23 protein-coding genes, 1 tRNA gene and 2 pseudogenes are annotated in these 20576 nt (G+C 70.2%); 16 read left to right on the forward strand and 10 right to left on the reverse strand.

The features are described from left to right. The first annotated feature begins 1 nt into the window (after position 1). The 4 genes from AB0E67_RS16820 to AB0E67_RS16835 are packed head-to-tail and all read left to right on the forward strand — an operon-like array spanning position 2 to position 2031. Positions 2-508, forward strand: a complete 507-nt coding sequence (locus AB0E67_RS16820; protein ID WP_362026867.1) for a hypothetical protein — start codon at positions 2-4, stop codon at positions 506-508. 56 nt (positions 509-564) lie between these two features. Beyond that, positions 565-1536 carry an N-acetylmuramoyl-L-alanine amidase gene (locus AB0E67_RS16825; protein WP_362026870.1) on the forward strand — a complete coding sequence of 324 codons (972 nt, stop codon included), beginning with the start codon at positions 565-567 and terminating at the stop codon, positions 1534-1536. A 6-nt stretch (positions 1537-1542) separates the two neighbouring features. Beyond that, positions 1543-1776, forward strand: coding sequence for a hypothetical protein (locus AB0E67_RS16830; protein WP_362026873.1), 234 nt, complete (start codon positions 1543-1545; stop codon positions 1774-1776). Next, positions 1777-2031: a hypothetical protein gene (locus AB0E67_RS16835; RefSeq protein WP_362026876.1), complete on the forward strand. Its 255-nt coding sequence runs from the start codon at positions 1777-1779 to the stop codon at positions 2029-2031. Positions 2032-2124: 93 nt separating this feature from the next. On the opposite strand, the gene AB0E67_RS16840 is transcribed toward AB0E67_RS16835, so the two are convergent. After that, entirely contained in the window at positions 2125-2406 is a 282-nt protein-coding gene (locus AB0E67_RS16840; RefSeq protein WP_362026879.1) for a hypothetical protein, read from the reverse strand. Between the two features lie 104 nt (positions 2407-2510). Between AB0E67_RS16840 and AB0E67_RS16845 the strand changes: the two genes are divergently transcribed. The 6 genes from AB0E67_RS16845 to AB0E67_RS16870 all read left to right on the forward strand — a co-directional run bounded on the left by AB0E67_RS16845 (position 2511) and on the right by AB0E67_RS16870 (position 5465). Continuing rightward, complete coding sequence (locus tag AB0E67_RS16845; protein WP_362026881.1) at positions 2511-2636, forward strand: hypothetical protein; 126 nt, start codon at positions 2511-2513, stop codon at positions 2634-2636. A 90-nt stretch (positions 2637-2726) separates the two neighbouring features. Continuing rightward, a complete protein-coding gene (locus AB0E67_RS16850; RefSeq protein WP_362026884.1) occupies positions 2727-2891 on the forward strand; it encodes a hypothetical protein in 165 nt (54 codons plus the stop codon). Between the two features lie 211 nt (positions 2892-3102). After that, positions 3103-3345, forward strand: coding sequence for a hypothetical protein (locus AB0E67_RS16855; RefSeq protein WP_362026886.1), 243 nt, complete (start codon positions 3103-3105; stop codon positions 3343-3345). Further along, the gene (locus AB0E67_RS16860) at positions 3317-3844 is read left to right on the forward strand and encodes a DUF6879 family protein (RefSeq protein ID WP_362026889.1); all 528 of its coding nucleotides are present in this window, start codon (positions 3317-3319) and stop codon (positions 3842-3844) included. The genes AB0E67_RS16855 and AB0E67_RS16860 overlap by 29 nt, the downstream gene beginning before the upstream one ends. Then, complete coding sequence (locus tag AB0E67_RS16865) at positions 3844-4689, forward strand: helix-turn-helix transcriptional regulator (protein WP_362026892.1); 846 nt, start codon at positions 3844-3846, stop codon at positions 4687-4689. Before AB0E67_RS16860 ends, AB0E67_RS16865 begins: the two co-directional genes overlap by 1 nt. Positions 4690-5315: 626 nt before the next feature. Then, the gene (locus tag AB0E67_RS16870; RefSeq protein WP_362026895.1) at positions 5316-5465 is read left to right on the forward strand and encodes a hypothetical protein; all 150 of its coding nucleotides are present in this window, start codon (positions 5316-5318) and stop codon (positions 5463-5465) included. Between the two features lie 173 nt (positions 5466-5638). Here AB0E67_RS16870 and AB0E67_RS16875 read toward each other — a convergent pair whose 3' ends face one another. From AB0E67_RS16875 to AB0E67_RS16910, 8 genes are all read right to left on the reverse strand, one after another. After that, positions 5639-5881 carry a helix-turn-helix transcriptional regulator gene (locus AB0E67_RS16875; RefSeq protein WP_362026897.1) on the reverse strand — a complete coding sequence of 81 codons (243 nt, stop codon included), beginning with the start codon at positions 5879-5881 and terminating at the stop codon, positions 5639-5641. A gap of 417 nt (positions 5882-6298) precedes the next feature. Continuing rightward, positions 6299-6371, reverse strand: a tRNA-Arg gene (locus tag AB0E67_RS16880). Positions 6372-7162: 791 nt separating this feature from the next. Continuing rightward, positions 7163-7951 (reverse strand): HpcH/HpaI aldolase/citrate lyase family protein, encoded by a 789-nt coding sequence (locus tag AB0E67_RS16885; protein ID WP_362026898.1) that lies wholly within the window; start codon positions 7949-7951, stop codon positions 7163-7165. Between the two features lie 685 nt (positions 7952-8636). Continuing rightward, positions 8637-9335, reverse strand: coding sequence for a DUF1326 domain-containing protein (locus AB0E67_RS16890; protein WP_362026900.1), 699 nt, complete (start codon positions 9333-9335; stop codon positions 8637-8639). Positions 9336-10027: 692 nt separating this feature from the next. Then, complete coding sequence (locus AB0E67_RS16895; protein WP_362026902.1) at positions 10028-11476, reverse strand: MFS transporter; 1449 nt, start codon at positions 11474-11476, stop codon at positions 10028-10030. A gap of 135 nt (positions 11477-11611) precedes the next feature. Then, positions 11612-11746 carry a hypothetical protein gene (locus AB0E67_RS16900; protein WP_362026904.1) on the reverse strand — a complete coding sequence of 45 codons (135 nt, stop codon included), beginning with the start codon at positions 11744-11746 and terminating at the stop codon, positions 11612-11614. A gap of 734 nt (positions 11747-12480) precedes the next feature. Continuing rightward, a complete protein-coding gene (locus AB0E67_RS16905) occupies positions 12481-12789 on the reverse strand; it encodes a metal-sensing transcriptional repressor (protein WP_362026906.1) in 309 nt (102 codons plus the stop codon). A 278-nt stretch (positions 12790-13067) separates the two neighbouring features. After that, positions 13068-14012: a hypothetical protein gene (locus AB0E67_RS16910; protein ID WP_362026909.1), complete on the reverse strand. Its 945-nt coding sequence runs from the start codon at positions 14010-14012 to the stop codon at positions 13068-13070. Between the two features lie 186 nt (positions 14013-14198). Here AB0E67_RS16910 and AB0E67_RS16915 point away from each other — a divergent pair. From AB0E67_RS16915 to AB0E67_RS16935, 5 genes and pseudogenes are all read left to right on the forward strand, one after another. After that, a pseudogene (locus AB0E67_RS16915) lies at positions 14199-14477 on the forward strand (heavy-metal-associated domain-containing protein). Between the two features lie 79 nt (positions 14478-14556). Then, positions 14557-16022, forward strand: a pseudogene (locus AB0E67_RS16920) (heavy metal translocating P-type ATPase); the annotation flags it as partial. Between the two features lie 134 nt (positions 16023-16156). Beyond that, the gene (locus AB0E67_RS16925; RefSeq protein WP_362026912.1) at positions 16157-17527 is read left to right on the forward strand and encodes an alkaline phosphatase; all 1371 of its coding nucleotides are present in this window, start codon (positions 16157-16159) and stop codon (positions 17525-17527) included. Positions 17528-17901: 374 nt separating this feature from the next. Beyond that, positions 17902-18402 carry a BlaI/MecI/CopY family transcriptional regulator gene (locus AB0E67_RS16930; protein ID WP_362026915.1) on the forward strand — a complete coding sequence of 167 codons (501 nt, stop codon included), beginning with the start codon at positions 17902-17904 and terminating at the stop codon, positions 18400-18402. A gap of 4 nt (positions 18403-18406) precedes the next feature. Then, positions 18407-19342 (forward strand): M56 family metallopeptidase, encoded by a 936-nt coding sequence (locus AB0E67_RS16935; RefSeq protein WP_351520658.1) that lies wholly within the window; start codon positions 18407-18409, stop codon positions 19340-19342. Between the two features lie 88 nt (positions 19343-19430). Here the strand turns inward: AB0E67_RS16935 and AB0E67_RS16940 are convergent, their stop codons facing one another. After that, on the reverse strand, positions 19431-19697 hold the full coding sequence (locus AB0E67_RS16940; RefSeq protein ID WP_073787256.1) for a GlsB/YeaQ/YmgE family stress response membrane protein: 267 nt from the start codon (positions 19695-19697) through the stop codon (positions 19431-19433). A gap of 460 nt (positions 19698-20157) precedes the next feature. Between AB0E67_RS16940 and AB0E67_RS16945 the strand changes: the two genes are divergently transcribed. Then, a complete protein-coding gene (locus tag AB0E67_RS16945) occupies positions 20158-20520 on the forward strand; it encodes a metalloregulator ArsR/SmtB family transcription factor (RefSeq protein ID WP_360115191.1) in 363 nt (120 codons plus the stop codon). The last annotated feature ends 56 nt before the right edge of the window (positions 20521-20576 follow it).

Here is a 20576-nt window from a genome sequence, read left to right on the forward strand (position 1 = left end):
AATGATCACGAACATTGGTGCCCTACGACTGGTTGGGCTGCATGCGACCGACGAATGCGCGGCCACCGCCCTGCCGGTCGACCTGTCCTCGGAGACGTGGCGTACCGTCCTGCGGACTGTCGTGCCCGTGAACCCCGGTGACGTCCTGGACGTGGACGCCTGTGCCCGCGTCACCAACGACACCGGCCGCAGCCGCGGGAAGCCCGGCTACACCGTCGGCATCGGCTACCACCTGTGGGCGTACGACGTCGACGCGCCGGGCGGGTCGTCCAGCGATACCTGGCGGCGGATCAGCACTCTCAACGGCGACAACGTCGACCGGACCCGCCATCACATGCCGCTGCACACGAGCACCGTGTACACCGTCCCGGAGGACTGGCCGACCGGGCACCGCATAGTCGTCGTGCTGCGCGTCGACGCGCACAGCACCGCCTGGGTGGCCGGAGACACGATCACCGTCGATAGCGGTTACGCGCAGATGACTGTGCGCCGGTACACCGCCGCCTGATTCATTTCGCCCCGAGTCGGACTGGCCCGGGGCTTCGTCATGTCTGGAGGCATCTCATGGCCACCCCCCTGTCCGCCGCCGCCATCCTCACCGCCCTCCGCGCCGAGGGCGTGACCGTGGTCGAGGTCGGCAGCTGGCGAACTCACAACCGAAGTTCGAAGGGCGCGTGGGGGCCCGTCAACGGGTCGATCGTGCACCACACGGTCACCAAGGGCACCGCATCCACCGTGGCCATGTGCCGGACCGGGTACGCCTCTCTACCGGGCCCGCTCTGCCACGGAATGATCGCGAAGGACGGCCGGGTTCACATGGTCGGCTGGGGCCGCGCGAACCACGCCGGGGGCGGCGATCCGCGGGTCCTGGACCAGGTGATCGCCGAGTCGTACGGCAGCCGTCCGACCCCGCCCACCAAGGGCAACGCCAACGGGACCGACGGCAACGCCCGGTTCTACGGCTGGGAGTGCGAGAACCTCGGCGACGGCAAGGACCCCTGGCCCAAGGCGCAGTACGACGCGATCGTCCGCGTCCAGGCCGCCCTGTGCCGGGCGCACGGCTGGTCGGCCAAGTCCGTCATCGGCCACCTGGAATGGAGCTCGGACAAGATCGACCCCCGCGGGGTCAGCATGGCCCAGCTGCGCGCCAATGTTGCCGAGCGGCTGAAGCACCCCGCGAGTTGGAGCCCGGGGCAGACCGCGTCGTCGGCCCCCGCGAAGCCGACCCCGGCCCCGGGCCGGCCGGTCGTCGACCTCTCGCTGCTCGTCGCCGCGGCCCGCCGCGACCCGGCGAAGTCCGGCACCCCGGTCTCGTACGCGGGCGCCCGGGTCGTCGAGGACGCGCTCGCGGCCGAAGGGCTGCTCGCCCGGCGGTACGTGGACGGACACTTCGGCTCCGCCACGGTGACGGCCTACGCCGCGTGGCAGCGGTCCAAGGCGGGCGGCGGCTACAGCGGCCGGGACGCCGACGGCATACCCGGCAAGACCAGCCTCGCCCGACTCGGGGCGAAGCACGGCTTCGACGTGAAGGACTGATCGCCGATGACGAAGCAACTGCTGCTCGACCTGATCGAGCGCGCGGGCTGGACTGGGGCTCAGGCCGCGCTCGGCCTGGTCGTGGTGGAGCTCGCCGACGTGCCGGTGTGGTGGGCGGCCCCGGCCGCGCTCGTCCTCGCCTCGGCGAAGGGCTGGGTGGCCGGTCGGCTCGGCCGGAAGGGCACCGCGTCCACGCTGCCGGCCACCGCCGACCCGGCGTCGCTCGGCCGGGGGGTGTAGATGGCACAGCAGGATCCGGCCGAGTCGGTGGCGGTCGAGCTGGAGAAGCTGCGCGGCACGATGGAGACCGGCTTCGCCCGCGTCGACGGGTCGCTCGCCCTGCTCGTCCAGCGCGGAGACCAGACCGACCGGCAGCTCGCCGACCACGAGACCCGGCTCGACGCGCTGGAGCGCGCCCGCTGGCCGCTCCCGTCCCTTGCGGCCCTGGTCGGCGTGATCAGCCTCGCCATGGCCTTGTGGCAGGCCGCCAAGTAGCCCTGACCTCCGGTATCGCTTCTGGGGGCGCGCCGAAGCCGGTTCGCCCTCGCAGAGTCCCCGCCCCCTGCCTGGCTTTGGCCGGACAGGGGGCTACTTCTTTGTGCCTGCCTTGATGATCTGGTCAACGCGTGCGGTTGACAGCCCGCCGAGGAGGGCGCCGACCTCTGCGAGCGTGCGTCCCTGCTTGAGGTCGCGGACGGCACTGCTGCGGATCTCTTTGACGTCCTGGGTGAAGTCGGGCAGGAGGGTGCCGAGGATCTGCCGCGCGGCGTACTCGCGGTCTATGGGGTCGGTGATGGTGGCGAGGTCTGCGGTGACGGCGGAGCGGGCCGTGGCGATGTGCTGCTCGATGCGGGTGTATGGGCTGGTCATGGTCTCAGAGTAGGCGTGGCACACGCCGATTTCAAGTGGGGGCTTGACAGGATTTCAAGCCCCCCTATAAGATGGGGGTACCCCAGCAAGAAAGGGGGTGACAAATGAATAGTGGGGATATCACTCTGGCGGTCGGGATCGCGACCCTCGTGGTCAACACGATCGCAGCGATCGCAGCAGTGAAGGCCATCCGGAAGCCCAAGCGCCGAGGCCGACACCGCAAGGAGTGAAGGAAGGGCCCGAAGATGCTAGCGACAACTTCGGGCCCGCTCCCCACAATCGCACGCCACCCCTACTCGGGACAACGGAAGGAGGAGGAAATGGGCACACCGACCAAGGCCCTGGCCGTCGCGACGACTGCGAGCCTGACCGCGGTGATCGCGGCAACCGTCGCAGCCGGCGCCCGGTGGTGGCTATGGGCGGCCTGGGCGGCGCTTGCAGCCGTCACGATCGCTGTCGTGGCGATCGAGCGGCGCGACCGATGAACCACCCCGCCCCCTTCCGCAACTCGCGCGGGAGGGGGCGGTTTCGTGCCTCCGGGCCCAGCCGTCGTCGCCCTCGTCCGGGTGCCGGACGGCGCGCTTCAGCGCGGCGTGCGCGGCTTCGCTCGTTTCCATCTCCCGTACGGCACGACCGCGTCATGATGGCGGAGACCGCGTAGAAACTTGCGCAATCACCAGCCTGACGGAGGCAACCATGACGTTACATTTCATCGCAAAGGACCCGGAGACGAACGGCGACCACTGCCCGACCATCTGGTTCGACGATGCTGCGCAGGAGTTCGTCGTCCAGGGGTGGAAGGCGGGCCTGGAGCTGGAAGCGAAGTGTCTGGAGAGCGGGCCGATCCCGGAGACTGAGGCGGTCGTCCGTCTGCCTGTCCGCATGGCCGAGGCACTGAGGGAGGCGCTTGATGTCGCAGCCAGTACCGCCGTTCGCTGAGCTTCTGGCGCAGTGCACCACCTCGGCTGTCCACCTGGAGACTCGGGACGTGTACGCGGTCGACGAGGAGGACCAGGACCTCAAGGCATGGCGCGCAGGCGACCTCGCGCCCGTCGACGACCGCAGTGCCTGGTGGGCCCCGTTCCATGATGCCGTGGCCGAAGCTGTCAGCCGAGGCGTCGCCGTACAGCGGGCCCGGGTCGTCAGCCTGCCCGCCACGGAGTACATCCAGTTCGAGCACGCGTGCACCTCGCGCAACCTCGCGGCCGGGGAAGACGTGCGGTGGCTCCCCCGGTCCCGGGCGCTCGGCCTGCTCCTGCCCGCCCACGACTTCTGGCTGTTCGACGGCCGGCTGATCCGGTGGCACCACTTCACTGGCGACGGCACCCACCTCCACGACGAGCTCGACGACCGACAGGACATGGCCGGGCAGACCGCAGAAGCGTTCCGTTCGGTGTGGGAGCGGGCCGTCCCGCATCAGGAGTTCACGATCAACTGATGGCTCCCTCTCCGTCAGCCCGCGTCCAGGAAGCGCGCGACCGCGTGGCGGGTCGTCTGCGCAACCTCCGAGCCGACGCGGGCCTGACGGGGCAGCAACTGGCGGAGCGCCTCGGGTGGCAGGGCTCGAAGGTTTCCCGTCTCCAGAGCGGGCGGTCACAGCCGTCCGACGACGATATCCGGGCATGGTGCCGGGCCTGCGGCGCGGAGGACGAGGCCGCTGACCTGATCGCGGCGTCCCGCCAGGCTCAGCAGATGTACATGGAGTGGCGCCGCGTCCAGCGCACCGGGCTCCGCGGCGTGCAGCAGGCTCGGAAGCCGCTGTATGACCGGACCAAGGTGATGCGGGTGTACAGCTCCAGCGTCATCCCGGGCATGCTTCAGACCCGCGCGTACGCGGCCGCGCTGCTGTCAGAGATCGCCCGCTTCAACCGCACGCCCGACGACTCGGCCGCAGCGGCCGACGCACGGATGGATCGGTCGCAGGTGATCCACCGTGCGGGGCGCCGCTTCCCGATCCTGATCGAAGAGTCCGTACTGCACCGCCAGATCGGTGGGCCGGATGTGATGGCCGACCAGCTTGGGTACCTGCTTCAGGTGGCAGGGCTGCCCTCGGTGACGCTCGGCATCATCCCAGCAGCGTCCAGGGCTATGTGGCCGCTGGAGACGTACACGATCTTCGATGCCGAGCAGGTGGCGGTCGAACTCCTGACGGCTGCGATCACGATCACCACTCCGTCCGAGGTGGCCCAGTACGCGGCCGCGCACGAGGAGATGAGCGCAGCGGCAGTGCACGGACCTGGGGCTTTGCGCCTGATTGCCAAGGCTGTCTCTGCGCTCGCGTAGAAACGCGTAGAAACTCAGGCCGGCCGCTGCGCCCGCGCCCCTACCGTCGTGGTGATTCCTCACCGACCGCGACGGGGGGCTTACCCGTGATGACGCTCAAGGTGTATGAGGTCGACCGGTACGGGCGGACGCGAGTCATCCGGCCGATGACCAAAGTCAGCCCGGCGAAGGGTATTCCACCGGTGCCGGTGCACCTGCCGTGCCGGTGCGCCCGGTGCGCGAGCGGGCAGCGGTGACCGGCCGTCCGGTACCGGACCCGGCCGGCACAGCGACCGGATGGTGCCACTGGCACAAGGGCCCGTCCGGCAGTGCGGTCCTGGTCCAGGTCGTTGAGCAGAGCTCGGGTCCGGGCCGGGAGCTGTACGCATGCCGCCCGTGCCGGGAACAGCGCGGCCTCCGCCCGTACGGCGAGAAGCCGTGACCGCGCCGGCACCGGCCAGGGAGGGGCTCGCACCCGCGTGCCGCATCGGTATGCACGGGGAGTGCCCGGGGCCGGGCGTCACCCGCCGGCCAGGGGCTCCGGAGTGGGAGGTGCCCATCGAGATCCGGCGGTGCGCTTGCCCCTGCCACCGCACCGACCTGCCCCGAGAGGAGGCGCCGTGCAGTGCCCCAGGTGCGGAAAGCAGATGAGTCAGAACGTCGGCGGCTGGTGGACGTGCTGGAGCTGCGGCAACTCCGTGCCCGGATACGGGGAGACCAGTGAACTGCCCTCGCTGTCCCGAACGACTGCACCCGTCGCAGGCCGACGCGTACCGGTGCGCCGGATGCTCGTATGAGATCAGCATCGACGCCTGGCGGTTTCACCAGAACCTGCTGGCCGAGCTGGCCGCCGATGAGCGGGGGTTCTTCGCACGGGTGAGGGACCGGACCGTGCGCTTGCGGTCGCTGGCGCCAGCATGGCGTCCCTGATCTGCCCCGGCTGGCCGCCCCCGTCGGCCGGCCGGGGCCCCTACTCGTCCCGGACGAGGTTCTCGAGCGGCACACCGATCGCGTCAGCGATGCGGATCAGGGTGTCGATGCGGGCTGCTGAGTGCCCCTGTTCGATGCGGTTGTACGGGGCGAGGGACATGCCGACCCGGAGGGCGACTTGCTCTTGGGTGAGGTTCGCGTGGAGTCGGGCGGCGCGGATCTGGTCGCCGATGGCCCGGCGCCTGGCGATGACGCGTTCGGGCGGCATGGGCTGGTGGTGCACTTGCCCACGGTTTCCGGATCGTGATCATTTGTCTTTATCGTTGACCATAAAACGGTTGATCACGGATGCTCCGCAGGTGCAGGTGGAACGCCGTGCTCCGATCGGGATTGCAGGCTTATTCGAACACGTGTTTCGATAGAGGCTTGCACCACATGTGTGTCGGACGGTAAGGGCGGCACCCGCGTCCGACACTGACGACGGCCCCTCGGCTACAGCGGGGGGCCGTCGTCGTATGCCGAGCCCGCCCATCTGCGGGTTTCTCCTGGCTGCTTGGGGAGAATTTGGGGAGCGAGGTCATGCGTTCATAGCGTGGGAGCGCGCGCGAGAGCGTGAGTAGCGCGGGAGTTCACGGAGAAGGGCCAGGTCGGACATGTGTCCTGACCTGGCCCTTCTTGCCGATCTGGCTGTTCAGTGCTGTGCCCCCGGCAGGATTCGAACCTGCGACACCCGCTTTAGGAGAGCGGTGCTCTATCCCCTGAGCTACGAAGGCAGGGGCTTGTAGGAAACCTTGGAGAAAACCCGGTGAGTGGATTTCCGGCGAGGCGTACAAGCCCACTGGTCAGACGGGGTGCGGTGCTTTCTGCGGTTCTGCTTGGGCAGACAGCGGGACGTACCGACGACCGACCAGGGACAGCGTAGCGGATCCGTGCCGGTGAGGGGCTTCCGTACCGGGTTGACCGTGCGAGGGCGGGCCTGGAGGGCTTCTGGCCTGCTGTTTCATCGGTGTGTGGGTTGCGAGGAAGGGGAGAACGCATGCTCACAGCCAGAGGCTTTGTCTGTTCTGCCCGATTAGTCATTCGGTGGGTGTGTCAGGGCCGAGGCTGGGGGTGGAGATCGGGATGGTCGCCAGCCGGGCGTGGGCAAGGAGCCACTTCCCACGGGCCAGGGCGTCGGCTCCGGAGGGCGCGGGCGATTGCCGGTCCTACTGAGTTGTATGCGCGTCCAGCAGAGCGCTGAGGCCGTGCGGCAACCGGGTCGGCCCGGTGTCCGGGGCACGTCGTCGTTCCGGGCCGGTACCGGGACCGTCAGCGCGGGGTGCGGCAGCCGCTGAGACGGGGACCGGTCGGGCTGGCCGGCACCGGGCCCCGGCGTCGCGGGCTCCGTGCCACTCGATGATGTGGAGTGGTACAGCCGGTCCCGGCGCAGGATCGCACCCTTCTCGTCGGCCGGGGCCGCGTCGTACTCCGCGACGATCCGCGGCTTGCACTCCGCCGTGGGGGCGCGCCGCTTCGCTTCGTGTGCTTGGCGCGACATCCCTGTTGCGTGGCGCTTGTCGGACGTTCAGTACACGGCGGGCCGGACAGGCCGACTGGTGCACCGGTGGGCGCTCAGGAGCTGCGCGCCCCCTCGGGTAAGCAATCCGACGTCGGTGCCTACTGCGATGAACTGGCAACCTGCCACCCTGGCGATCTCCGCGAGCTGCTCAGTGCCGGCCAAGGTCCCTACGGGTTTGCCCGCGCGGTGTGCGCGCTGGGCCACGTATCGGAAGGCTGCAAGAACGTCGACGTGCGTCGGCTCGCCGAGATGGCCCATCGTCGCGGCAAGGTCGGACAGACCAATGAAGATCGCATCGATCCCGTCCACGGCTGCGATGTCGTCGATCGAGGAAACGGCTTGCGGAGACTCGATCTGCGCCATCACGAAGGTGCGATTGTTCGCGGTCGACAGATATTCCGTGTCGTGCCCCCAGCCTGATGCGCGAGCCAGTGCGCTGCCGACACCGCGTGTTCCCTCTGGTGGGTAACGAGTGGCGGCGACTGCCGCCGTGGCCTGCTCCGGCCCGTCGACCATGGGCAGTAGGAGGGTGTGAGCGCCGATGTCGAGGTAACGCTTGATGGCCTCGGGCTGGGAGGTCGGCGGGCGCACCACTGGTGTAGCGGGTGTTGCGGCGATCGCCTGAAGTTGGGAGACGACGGTCTGAAGGGTGTTGGGTGCGTGCTCGGAGTCGATCAGCGCCCAGTCGAATCCGATTGTCGCGCAGAGCTCGGCCGTGTACGGGTTGGCCAGGCCGAGCCACAGGCCGATCGGCGGGCACTCCCGGCTGCCCTCGAGGAAGGTGTGTCCGTTCATTTGCCCGCCTCTCCGGTGTGCGTGCCGAACCGGCACGCGATGGCACCCAACGGCCCGTAGTCGACGTGAAAGGTGTCCGGATGGGGCACGCACCGTCGGCCGATGCCGCCCAACGGTGCGTGACCGACTCACTTTCGTACGTTGCGCCGTCGCTGCCAAAGACCGCCTGATGCTGCACAGCAGGCAGCCACACGGGCCCTGTGCTCACGGTCGCCCAGGTTCGACCACCTTACCCCCCGGGGGTTCCTGTCAGGCTCTGAATCCGCGCGCCGCCGTGGTTCCGCCTCGCGAGGCATCCCTCAGCCGCTGGTGGCCTTCGAAGCCCGGCCATTGCATCCATCCGCTGCTGCGCAGGCCCGGCCGTGCAGGACGCTCCGCCGGTACAAGAGGCAGCTCGGGCGCGTACTCACGGGGCCCGGCCGTCACGACCTCCCGTACGCCCTCGGGGTATCCGGGAGGAGGTCGTTGTCCTGAAGGGATGACGCCAGAAGATGCATCACGCGTGCGGCACCGCACAACGGCGGTGCCGCACCTCAGGGTGTCCGGGTGTCGCGGCCCGATCCACGTGCTCGGCCTGCGCGTTCACGTCATGCAATTGTCGGCGTGGCAGGCCGTCCCGGTTCCGTCGATCAGTCGCCGGACGAGACCTCCTGCCCCGCCTTCTCGCCCTGCTCCCGCCCCGCGGTCAGGGGCGCCAGTCGAAGGGGAAGTGCTTGCTGGATCCCCCGCGGTATTCATGGGAGAAGTCGAATCCTTCCGCGCGGTCGCTCTCGACGACGCCCCATGTGGCGATCTGGCCGGGGCCGACCTCGGCGCCCGGAGCATTGATCAGCTGGACGCGGCGGGAGGGGTCGGCAGTGGGGCCTGTGAGGGCGGTCGCGCCGACGGAGACCGTGTCGGCGACACGGGCCCGCCAGTACGAGAGATCCTCGGCGGCGTCGAAGTGGACCGGTGCGTACCGCACCTCGCGCAGTTCGCTGATCAGCGAGCCGAACTGGCCCGGCCAGCCGCCTACATGACCGGCGAATATCTGCTCCAGCGCGCCACGCTGGGCCTGGTCGCCCTTGGCGTCGATGTAGAGCATCACCTTCATCGTGGCGTCGGGGTCGCCGACCCACATGTTCCCGGCGAACTCGCCCAGTGCCACCACGCCCAGGCCGTCCAGGCGCACCTCCCCGAAGTGCCCTTCGTGAACCTGCCAGACGAGCGTGAAGAGGCAGTCCCCGTGGGTCGGCGTCTGGGCGAACGTGCAGGGGCAGGGCAGCGCACAGCTGCACACGTCGAACCACTCACCCCGTAGGTGCCAGTCGGGCAGCGTGCCGTCATTCGTGCCCGCTCGGACGACGGCGGGGACGCTTTGCGGTGCGGCGGAAGTGGTGCACATGGTGGCCTCCCAGATCACTTATACCCCTAGGGGGTATCGCATGGACAAGTGAGAGACTAAAACTCGGCGTGCCCACACGTCAACTACCCCCTAGGGGTATACGGTCGATCGGGTTGCCTGGGTGTTCATCCAGTCCGGGCAGCACCCAGTGGATCGCGGTCAGTCGCAGAGGGTATGTCGTGCTGTCCACCACCAGTGCGGGAACAGCGCACCAGAACCCGTTCCCCTCCGGGCCCCATGAGCTGTCGAGCGGCGGTGTGACGGCGGTGTCCGTCAGCGATGAGAGCCTGTGTTCCTGCCAAGCCCCGCACGAGGAGCGCTGTTCTGTCGGATCCCCGCACGCCCACATCGCCGTGCCGTACGACGCCATGGTCGAGATCGGCGCCACCCGGTTCCCGCTCGGCCTGCAGAGCCCACCGTCGCGCTATGCCCGTCGGGGGTCATGGGGGCTGGTCGATCGTTGGCCGGCGCGGGTGACGGAAGCGACGGGCAGGGCACGGCTGGATGCCGAGACGCATACTTCGCCCGACCGCCGCCGCGAGTCTCCCCTCCCGAGCCGCTGTGACCCGCCTCGTCGAGGCCACCCTGGCAGGCCTGCGGCCAGCACCCTGAACTACCTGTGTCGCCTGACAGGGGCTCCTTCCTCTGTCAGGCGACACGTGCGTTGCGGGCGCGAGATGATCCCGGCGGGTTCAGGCTGCGTTCGCCTTGGCGGGTCGCTCCTCGCTGTGAGCGGAATCCGGCGCGGGGGCTGTGCGCAGGGTGAGCAGTGACGCGAGTGCGCCGACGGCGGCGAGGGCTGCTGAGCCGAGGAAAGCGGCGGAGAACCCGTTGGTGAGCGCACCGGGGTTGCCGAGTTCGCGCGCGCCGTAGGCCGCGGACACGGCCGTCATCGCGGCCAGTCCGAGAGCGGAGCCGACCTGGTAGCTGGTGTTGACGATGCCGGAGGCCAGGCCGCCTTCTTCGGGGCGCGCACTGGACAGTGCGGTACCGAGGGAGGGGATGAACGCCAGCGACATGCCGGCCGCGGCCAGCAGGGAGGCGGGCAGGACATCGACCCAGAAGGTGCCCTCCGCCCGGACGAAGGACAGCCACAGCATGCCTGCCGCGAGGGCCAGCAGGCCGGTAACGATCAGCGGCTTGGCCCCGAAGCGGGCCATCAGGCGGGGCGCCAGGACGATCATCATGATCATGATGGCGACCGTCATGGGCAGCAGGGCCGCGCCGGAGGCGAAGGCGCCCAGTCCCAGGACCTGCTGGAGGTAGAGGTTGAGGAAGAACCACATCGGGATCCACGCGGCGGCCATCAGCAGCTGCGCGATGTTCGCTCCGGCCAGGTTGGGGGCCCGCCAGATACCCAGCCGCATCAGCGGCTCGCGGCGCTTGGACTGGATGGCGATGAACGCGGCGATCAGGGCCACGCCGGCCAACAGTACGAGCCAGGTCTGGGCTGAGCCCCAGCCGGTTTCGGGGGCGCGGACGATGGCGTAGACGGCGGTGGCCAGTCCCACGGTGACGGTGGCCGCTCCCGCGAAATCGACGGAGCCGCGGCGGACCGGGGCCGAGGGCATGACGGCCGGGGTGGCGGCCAGCACGATCAGGGCGATCGGGATGTTGATGTAGAACACCCAGGGCCAGCTGGCGTACTCGGTGATGACGCCGCCGAGGAAGACGCCGGCGGTGCCGCCTGCCGGGGCCGCGGCGCCGTACAGAGCCAGCGCCTTGGTCAGCTCCTCGGGGCGGGTGCCGAAGAGCATCATCAGCAGGGTCAGGGCGGACGGGGCGATCAGCGCGGCGCCGACGCCTTGCAGGGCACGGCCGGTCAGTTCGACCCAGACCTCGGAGGCGAGGCCGGCGACCAGGGATCCCGCGGCCATCACGGTCCAGCCGGCAACGAAGATCCGCTTGGCGCCCAACAGATCCGACAGCCGGCCGCCGAGCAGGAGAAGCCCGCCAAAGGCAACGACGTAGGCGTTGAACACCCAGGACAGGTTCTCCTGGGAGAAGCCCAGGTCAACCTGCATCTTGGGGAGGGCCACGCCGATGATGGACGTGTCCATGATGACCGCGAACTGGGCCAGGGCTATGAGTGCGAGCGCCGTCCAGCGGCGCGGGCTTGGAGGGGAGGCTGGGGTTGACATATCTGTCTCCTATACCGGAGGGGGGTATATCTCCTCGGGTCAGCAATATACCCCCCTCCGGTATTCCGAGCTGCCCCTGCCTCCGAATCGCCAGCGGCTCCTCCCCGTCCGGGAGCGACAGGTCGAGGTCAAACGTCACGGCCGCAGGTGACCACCACCCAGCGACGTCACGGCGGCGGCCTCGCCGCCGTCCTGCGGCAACCAGGGCGACCACGTCACGAAGAACCGTTCCGCCCACGGACTCGCGGCGTACCGTCTGTACGTGCTCACCGCCGCAGGTCCATCCCTGGGCCGTCCCTTTGACACCGCAGATCGCCTCGCCCCACTGGCGGCACCTGGCCTTGGCGCCGCCACCGAGCAGTCCTGTTTCTTCACCGAGGCCGGCGAGCGCGTTCTCCTCCGGGAGAGGAGATCGCGAGAAGGCGCGAAGCTCCGAGACGGAGCAGCGCGGTTGCGGCGCCAGCGCCCGAGAAATGCAAGATCGAACTGCATGGGCCAGACCGTCGCCGGCCACGGCAGTCCTTCATCGCCCAACCGGCGTCCGCGCACGCATGCGGCGATGGGGAAGAAAGGGGCGAGATCTCGGAGGCCGGACATCTCGCATGGCAATGGGCGCCATTCGGCGCCCACTTGCTCTGCACGTTCGTCCGTACCCAACTCTGCGCATGCGAGTACGCCGGCATGTAGGGCCGCTCTGTCGCCCGAAGTCAGGAGCGCACCCCGTTCCCCCAGGGAGCCCATGCCGGTCTCTCCTTCGCCGTCACCATCGAGCCGCAAGGCCTCAAGGCTCTGGACTGGCGGTGGAGGACCTTCGGGGAGTCGAGCTGGTGTGGCCCCGGAAGGCCCGTGCGACGGCAGGATGACGAGCCTGGCCGCAGCCGAATATTGAGCCGGTCGGCCGGGCGGAAGGTGCCTCCCCCCTGCACGACACGAGCCCGAAGTGCGGCCCGGTGCGTGTTTGTGGTCGTAGTCGGCTCGGACTGGCCGTCATCAGCCGTACGGCGTCATGGGCGCACAAGTCGGGCGATGGCGGCGCTGGCTTCCTTGAGTTTCATGTGCCCGTCTTCGCCGCCTTCCGCGACGGCGGCGCGGAGGCAGGTGCGCATGTGTTCGTCGAGCATCTGCAGGGCGAAGGACCGCAGGGCGCGCGTGGTGGCCGCGACCTGAGTGAGGCGCCGCCGGCCGGGGTCCCTCAAAAGGGGCCGGCCGGGGGACGAACCGGGTCGATCCGGTACTGCGGAAACTGGTGGTCCGGCTGGAGGAGGTAGTCGGATCGGCGAATGTCCGGGCCGCTCCCGGGACGGATTCACCACCAGGATCCGCCTTGCTGCCGATGAACGGTGCAGACCTCTCGCCCTCGCTCTGCCCCCGGACAGTACGGTGACGGCCCCCAGTCGAGAAACGCGCCTACGACTACCTCTGCACCGTCACCCTCGCAGCCCTCCTGATCTGGCTCCGCGCGTGATCCAAGAAACAGGACCTGGTGCCGCTCCCGGCACTAGTCATGACGCGATAGCACCCAACGGCATGTTTACGGATGTTGTGAGTCGCGACCGGGCTCCGGGCCGACCGCCACCACGGGTAGTGGCGGTCAGTGCTGGTTCCCGCCGTGCTCATCGGTGTCTGCCGTCTCCGACGTGGCGGACTTTCCGGTCTGGACGGTGAAGGCCGCGGTGCGGACGGTGCCGTTGTGCTTGAAGTCCAGGAAGAGGCGGTAGCTGCCCGCGCTGGGCACGGTGGTGCTGAAGGAGATGCCGGGGCCGGGCTCGGTGGTGCCGTCGCCGGGTTCGCCGTTGGGGTGGACGTGGAGGTAGGCGAGGTCGCCGGAGCGCAGGGCGACCAGGTGGCCGTAGGCGCCGAGGTAGGGCTGCAGGTCGGTGACCGGGCGGCCGTTGCGGCTGACAGTGAGGGTGACGCCGGACGTCTTGCCCGGGGTCAGGTCGGTGTCGAGGGTGACGGTGTAGCCGTCGACGGTGGTACTGGCGGCCGGCACGGGCAAGGAGGCGGCCTTGTAGGGGCCGGAGGCCGCGAGGTCGGCGCCGAGAGTGAGGTTGGTCGCGTTGTCGGCGGCCGGAGTGAAGTCGGCGAAGACGCGGTAGGAGCCGGCGGTGGGCAGGGTGACGGGGGTGCTCCAGGTGCCGTCGGAGGCTCGGGTGGGGTGAAGGTGCCGGTAGGTGGCCAGGTCACGTGAGACGAGGATGAGATGCAGTTCCTTGTCGTGCTCGCGCTGGAACGAGGTGACCTGCCGCCCCTGCTGATCGCGGATGGCGAAGCGGAGCTCCCTCTTTTCTCCTGCGGCGACGTGGGGGGTTTCCAGGTCGAGGGTGTATCCGTCCCGGGAGACCTGTAGGCCTGCAGGCGTCGTGTCCGCCTGGCCGCTGTTGTGATCCGGGGATGACGGCTTGTCGTGCGCCGCGTGGGCCGCCGGCTGCGGATCCTGGTGGATGGGGCCGGCCGCTGTACCGACGCCGTAGGCGGCACCGAAGGTCGCCGCGACTGCGGCGGCGAAAGCAGTGATCTTTACGCCCGTGTTCATGAGGGGGCCCTTTCTCTGCGGTGTCGCACCTTCCGCGACGAGCACCCTCGACTATATACCCCCGGGGGGTATAAGTGGGAACGTCGGAAGCTTTTGGCAAGGATACCGCTAGGGGGTATGCATGGGGGGATCGGTAGTGGTACCCCCCAGGGGTACTAGTAGGCTCGCATCCTTCAGGAGGAACCCATGTCCTGCTGCACCCCCGACGGCAGCTGCTCCACCGACACCGCCACGGTCGAGGTCGCCGAGGGCACCGCCACCGTCTACAACGTCTCCGGAATGACGTGCGGGCACTGCAAGGCCACGCTCACCAAGGAGATCGGCGCCCTGGACGGCGTCCTGACGGTGGACGTCGACGTCTAGGCCGGCCGGGTCTCCGTGACCAGCTCCGGCGAGCCCGACGACGCGCTGCTGGCGAAGGTCGTCGACGACGCCGGCTACGAGCTCACCGGCCGCGCGGCCTGAAGACTCCGCCCACCGGCCGGGCCCGCCCTCGGCCCCGGCTCCTTCTTCCCCCTTACACACCCAAGCCCGAGGAGCAGTGATGGCTACCACGGTCCCTGACACAGTCGAGGTCGAACTCGTCATCGGCGGCATGACCTGCGCCTCCTGCGCGGCCCGGATCGAGAAGAAACTGAACCGGATGGAGGGGGTCACCGCCACTGTCAACTACGCCACCGAGAAGGCGAAGGTCGCATTCGACACGGACATCGCCGTGACGGACCTGATCGCCACGGTGGAGGCCACCGGCTACACCGCCCGCGAGCCCCAGCCGGAACCGCGTCCGGCGCAGCCGGTTCCAGGAAGGGCGGGCCGGACCAGGAGGAGGCCGACGGCGAGCTGCAACCGCTGAGGCAGCGGCTGATCACGGCCGTGGTCCTGGCTGTCCCCGTCATCGCGATGGCGATGATCCCGGCGCTCCAGTTCGACTACTGGCAGTGGCTGTCGCTGCCCCTGGCGGCGCCCGTGGTGACGTACGCGGCCTGGCCCTTCCACAAGGCGGCGTTCACGAACGCGCGGCACGGCGCCGCGACGATGGACACGCTGATCTCGGCCGGCACCTCGGCTGCGTTCCTGTGGTCGCTGTGGGCCCTGTTCTTCGGCTCCGCCGGCACGCCCGGCATGACGTACCCCTTCGAGTTCACGATCGCCCGCAGCGACGGCGCCGGGAACATCTATCTCGAGGCAGCCGCCGGAGTCACCGCCTTCATCCTGGCCGGCCGCTTCTTCGAGGCACGCTCCAAGCGCAAGGCCGGCGCCGCCCTGCGCGCTCTGCTTCACCTGGGCGCCAAGGACGTCACCGTGCTGCGGGGCGGACGTGAGGAGCAGATCCCGGTCAGCGAGTTGAAGGTCGGGGACCGCTTCCAGGTCCGCCCGGGCGAGAAGATCGCCACCGACGGCACGGTCGTCGAGGGCACCTCAGCCGTCGACGCATCGATGCTCACCGGCGAGTCCGTACCCGTCGAGGTCGGTGTCGGCGACGTCGTCACCGGGGCGACCGTGAACGCCGGCGGACGCCTGGTGGTGGAGGCCACGAGGGTGGGCGCCGACACGCAGCTCGCCCGCATGGCCAAGTTGGTCGAGGACGCGCAGAACGGCAAGGCGGCGGCCCAGCGGCTCGCCGACAAGATCTCCGCCGTCTTTGTCCCCGTCGTCATAGCGCTGGCCCTGGGCACCCTGGGGTTCTGGCTGGGCAGCGGTGCCGGTCTGACGGCCGCGTTCACCGCCGCCGTCGCGGTCCTGATCATCGCCCGCCCCTGCGCCCTGGGCCTGGCCACGCCGACCGCGTTGATGGTCGGCACCGGCCGCGGCGCTCAGCTCGGCATCCTGATCAAGGGCCCGGAGGTGCTGGAGTCCACGCGTAAGGTCGACACCATCGTCCTGGACAAGACCGGCACCGTCACCACCGGACGGATGACCCTGCTGGCTGTGCACACCGCGGATGGTACGCAAGAGGCGGACGTCCTGCGCCTGGCGGGCGCCCTGGAGCACGCCTCCGAGCACCCGGTCGGTGCGACTTGTTCCGGCCGAACAGCGGGCACCTCGATGTCGTCCGCGGTTAACGTCGCGCTGATGGACTCCTCGCTGTCGGGCCCCGTTCCGACCGGTTCCACCCCCGTACCGACCTGTGCAAGGAGTCACGCATGCCCGGACCGAGACTGTCCCGCAGCCGTCTGGTGGCCGCGAGTGCCGTCGTGGCGGCCACCGCCGCCGTCGTCGCCGTCACCACGACGGCGGGCGCGTTCGGCCCCGACGAGCAGGCCCAGCGGGCCGTCAAGGGCGGGAAGGCGAAGAACGTCATCCTGCTGATCGGTGACGGCATGGGGGACTCGGAGATCACCCTCGCCCGTGACTACACCGTGGGCGCGGCGGGTCGTCTGAACATGGACAAGTTCCCGCTGACCGGCGCCTACACGACGTACGCCGTGCACGCCGACGGCACCCCGGACTACGTCACCGACTCCGCGGCCAGCGGCACGGGCTGGGCGACCGGTGTGAAGACCGTCAACGGGCGGATCTCCAAGACCCCGGGCAGCAACAAGGCCGTCCCGACCATTCTGGAGCTGGCCCAGAAGGGCGGGTACGCCACCGGTTCGGTGACCACCGCCGAGCTCACCGACGCCACCCCGGCCGTCCTCGCCTCGCACACCGCCGACCGCTCCTGCCAGGGCCCCGCCGACATGGCCAAGTGTCCTACCGACACCATCGCCAAGGGCGGCCCCGGCTCGATCGCCGAGCAGAGCGTCGATCACAAGGTCGACGTCCTTCTCGGCGGAGGCAAGCAGCGCTTCGACCAGAAGGTGACCGACGGCAGGTACAAGGGCCTGACCGTCACCGAGCAGGCCCGGAAGCTGGGCTACCAGGTCGTCACCGACGACCGGTCCCTGAAGGCGGTCAAGGGCGACAAGCCCGTGCTCGGCCTCTTCGCGCCGGGCAACGTGCCCACCGAGTGGACCGGCAAGGCCGCGGCGGTCGGTGGCACCGACCCGCAGCGCTGCGTCACCAGCAACCCGAACCGGCCCGCCGGCACCCCGAACCTCGCCGACCAGACCACCAAGGCCATCCAGCTCCTGGAGGCGAAGCAGAAGCGGAAGCACAGCAAGAAGGGCTTCTTCCTCCAGGTCGAGGGCGCCTCGATCGACAAGCAGGACCACGCGGCCGACCCGTGCGGCCAGATCGGTGAGACGGCCGCGTTCGACCGCGCCGTGAAGGTGGCCCGCGCCTACGCCGCCAAGCACCCCGACACCCTGGTCGTCACCACCGCCGACCACGGCCACAGCAGCCAGATCGTGCCGCTGGAGGCCCAGCCGCCCGGCCTGTCCTCCACGCTGATCACCGACGAGGGCCAGCAGCTGAAGGTCAACTACTCGACCAACCCGCCCGGTCAGTCGCAGGAGCACACCGGCACCCAGGTCCGGATCGCGGCGCAGGGCCCGCAGGCGTACCGGGTCCTCGGCGTCACCGACCAGACCGAGCTGTTCACGACGCTGCGCGAGGCGCTCCGGCTGCGCTGACCGGCCGCCAGGTGGTGTCACGCGAATCAGCCGTGTCACAAGAATCAGCCGTGACACGTGCATCAGCCGTGTCCCCTGCGTCAGAAATGATGCGTGCGTCAGACATGACGTGTGCGTCACGCGGGGCGTGTGTGCCTCGGGGGCCGCGTGTGCCACGTACGCGGCGAGGGGCCGTCCGGAACGCCGGGCGGCCCCTCGCCGCTGTCGCCGCCTCGGCCGTCTTCGAGCCGGCTGCCTCCGCGCCGACGCAAGCAGCTGTCCCGCCCTCGGCCCGGGTGACGGCGATGCCGCGGATCCGGTGGGGCCGCGGATTCGTCTCACTACGATGGGGTGCCCGCCCGACGGGGAGGGCGCACGGGCAGGGAGACGACGGCATGACGGATCAGGATCGGGATCGGGACCACGACCTGGGCGGGCCCCGCGACGGGGACCGGGGACGCGACGAGGACGGCGGCGGGGAGTGGGGTGCGCGCGGTCGCCGTCGTGGGCAGGGCGAACTGGAGGCGCAGGTGCTGTCCGCGCTGCGGGCCGCGCCCGGTCCGGAGACGGCGGCCTGGGTACGGGCGTACCTCGGGGGCACGCTCGCCTATACGACGGTGATGACGATCCTGACCCGGCTGCACGCGAAGCGCGTCGTCACCCGGGAACGGGTGGGCCGCTCGTTCCTGTGGACGGCGGCCGCGGACGAGGCCGGGCTCGCCGCACACCGCATGCGGCGGGTGCTGGACGGCGAGACCGACCGCGAGGCCGTGCTGATGAGCTTCGTGTCGGGCCTGTCCGCACGGGACGAGGAACTGCTCCGCGCGCTCCTCAACGATGCCCACGACGGGGAACCGGGAAGCCGTACCGAGGACCGGGACGGCCGGGAGAACTGAAACCATGGGCGTCTTCGTCTTCCTGCCGCTCGTCCTGCCCCTGACCGCCTGGCCGATCGCCCGCCTGGCGGAACTCCACCTCCACCCCCGGGCCGCCACCAGGCTCCTGTCCGCGGCGAGCGCCGTCCTCGGGCTGTGCAGCACCCTCTGCCTGGTCCTGCTCGCGATCGTCGGCACCGCCCAGCTCCCGGGCAATCCGCTGCCCGACGGCTGGTCCGACCCCGAGGTGCGGGCGGCCGTGCCGCGCCACGAACTGGTCGGGAAGGCGGCCATCGGCGCCCTCGCGGTCGTGGCCGCGGCCTGTACGGGGCTCCTGCTGCGCCACTACCGGGTGCGGCGCCATGCCGAGCGGGCCCTGCGGGGGCTGCCCGCCACCCGGGTCGCCGTGCTGCCGGACGCCACGCCGTACGCCCACACGCTGCCCGGAAGCGGGGGCGCGGGCCGGATCCTGGTCTCCAGGGGGATGCTGGCCGGCCTGGGCTCGCGGGAGCGCCGCGCCCTGTTCGCCCACGAGCGCGCCCACCTCGACGGGCGTCACCACCGCTTTCTCCTGGTGGCCGGGCTGGCGGCGCGTGCCAACCCGTTCCTGCGGCCGCTCCGTACGTCGGTGGCGTACACCGTGGAGCGCTGGGCGGACGAGGAGGCCGCCCGTGTGGTCGGCGACCGGCGGGTGACGGCCCGCGCGGTGGGCAAGGCCGCGCTGATCTCGCCCCCGCCGCCCGCCTCGACGCTGGCGGCCTTCGCCGCTCCGGGCCCGGTACCGCGCAGGGTGGCCGCGCTGCTCGGCCCGGCTCCGGCGGCCCGCACCTGGCCGCCCACGTTCACCGCGGTCGGCGCTGCGGCCTGGTACGCCGTGGCCGGTGCGGCCCTGTCGGCCATGTCGTCCGCGAACTCCGCGGTCACGATGATCGTGATCCTGCGGGCGGCCACGCCGCTGTAGAGCCGGGTGGGGAGACCTGAGCCCCCGGGGCAGCCGCCTGGCGGGGCCCTGGCCCCGGAGGTCGGCTCCCGCGCGCTTCCGCGGGCCGTCAGTCCCGCGAGTTCCCGAAGAGGATGCGGTAGCCGATGAGCAGGACGAGGGAGCCGCCGATCGCCGCCCCCCACGTGGCCAGGTCGAAGAAGTCCTTCTCCACGGGCCGGTCGAGGAGGCGTGCCGAGAGCCAGCCGCCGATGAAGGCGCCCGCGATGCCGATGAGAGTGGTGCCGATCAGGCCGCCCGGATCGCGACCGGGCAGCAGGACCTTGGCGATGACTCCGGCGACCAGACCGAGGATGATCCAGCTGATGATGCCCACGTTCTCGTTCCCCTCGTCGGGCCGTACCGGGCGGAGCAAGTCCCGGACGGCGACAGTGCGTTGCTTGGTTGCGCAACTGTACAGACGATGGTGAAGACGCAGCCGGGACGGTGCTGGTTGAGCGGCCCCTCCGGGCCGGTACCGCGACCGGGCGCCACCCTCCGGACCCGGCCGACCGGGGCGGCGGGGCGGGGCGCCGAGCGGGCGGGACCGGGCGGGCGCCCGGGGTACGGCCTGGGCCGTGTCGTCAAGGTGCCGTCGTCCGGCCGGAGGCCGGGCCGTGCGGCGTCTGGCGCGTGCGATCACAAGGCGGAGGATCGTCCTCGTACTGGACGTACGAGGACGAGTCCGACAACGCCGCGAGCGTGTGCGCCAGGCGTCGCACGGCAGGCGGCACCTTGAAGACACGGCCTAGACTGGGCAGGTTCGCAAGCGACCCCGCGGAAAGGGAGGGACGACGGTGGCGACAGGCGCCGACGGCTTCGAGGACCCGCCTGCGGAGGTGCTCGCGGAGGCCGCCGCGGCCTTCGGACTGCTGGCTTCCTCGGCGCGGCTGCACATCGTGTGGGCGCTGGCCCAGGGCGAGAGCGATGTCACCGGACTCGCGGAGCGGGTGGGCGGCGCGCTGCCCGCCGTCAGCCAGCACCTGACGAAGCTGAAGCTCGCGGGTCTCGTGCGTTCCCGTCGTGAGGGCCGGCGCATGGTGTATTTCGTGGACGACCCCGATGTCGTGACCGTCGTACGGCTGATGGTCGGCCAGTTGGCCGCACGGGCCGACGGGGCGTCCGCGCCGGTGCGCGCGCTCCGCAGGACCGGTGCCTGAGACCTCCGAGGCCGAGGAGTCAGGTCGTACCGCACCCGGACCACCGGCCCCTTTGC

The sequence above is a fragment of the Streptomyces sp. NPDC032161 genome (assembly GCF_040636995.1).
Classification (GTDB): domain Bacteria; phylum Actinomycetota; class Actinomycetes; order Streptomycetales; family Streptomycetaceae; genus Streptomyces.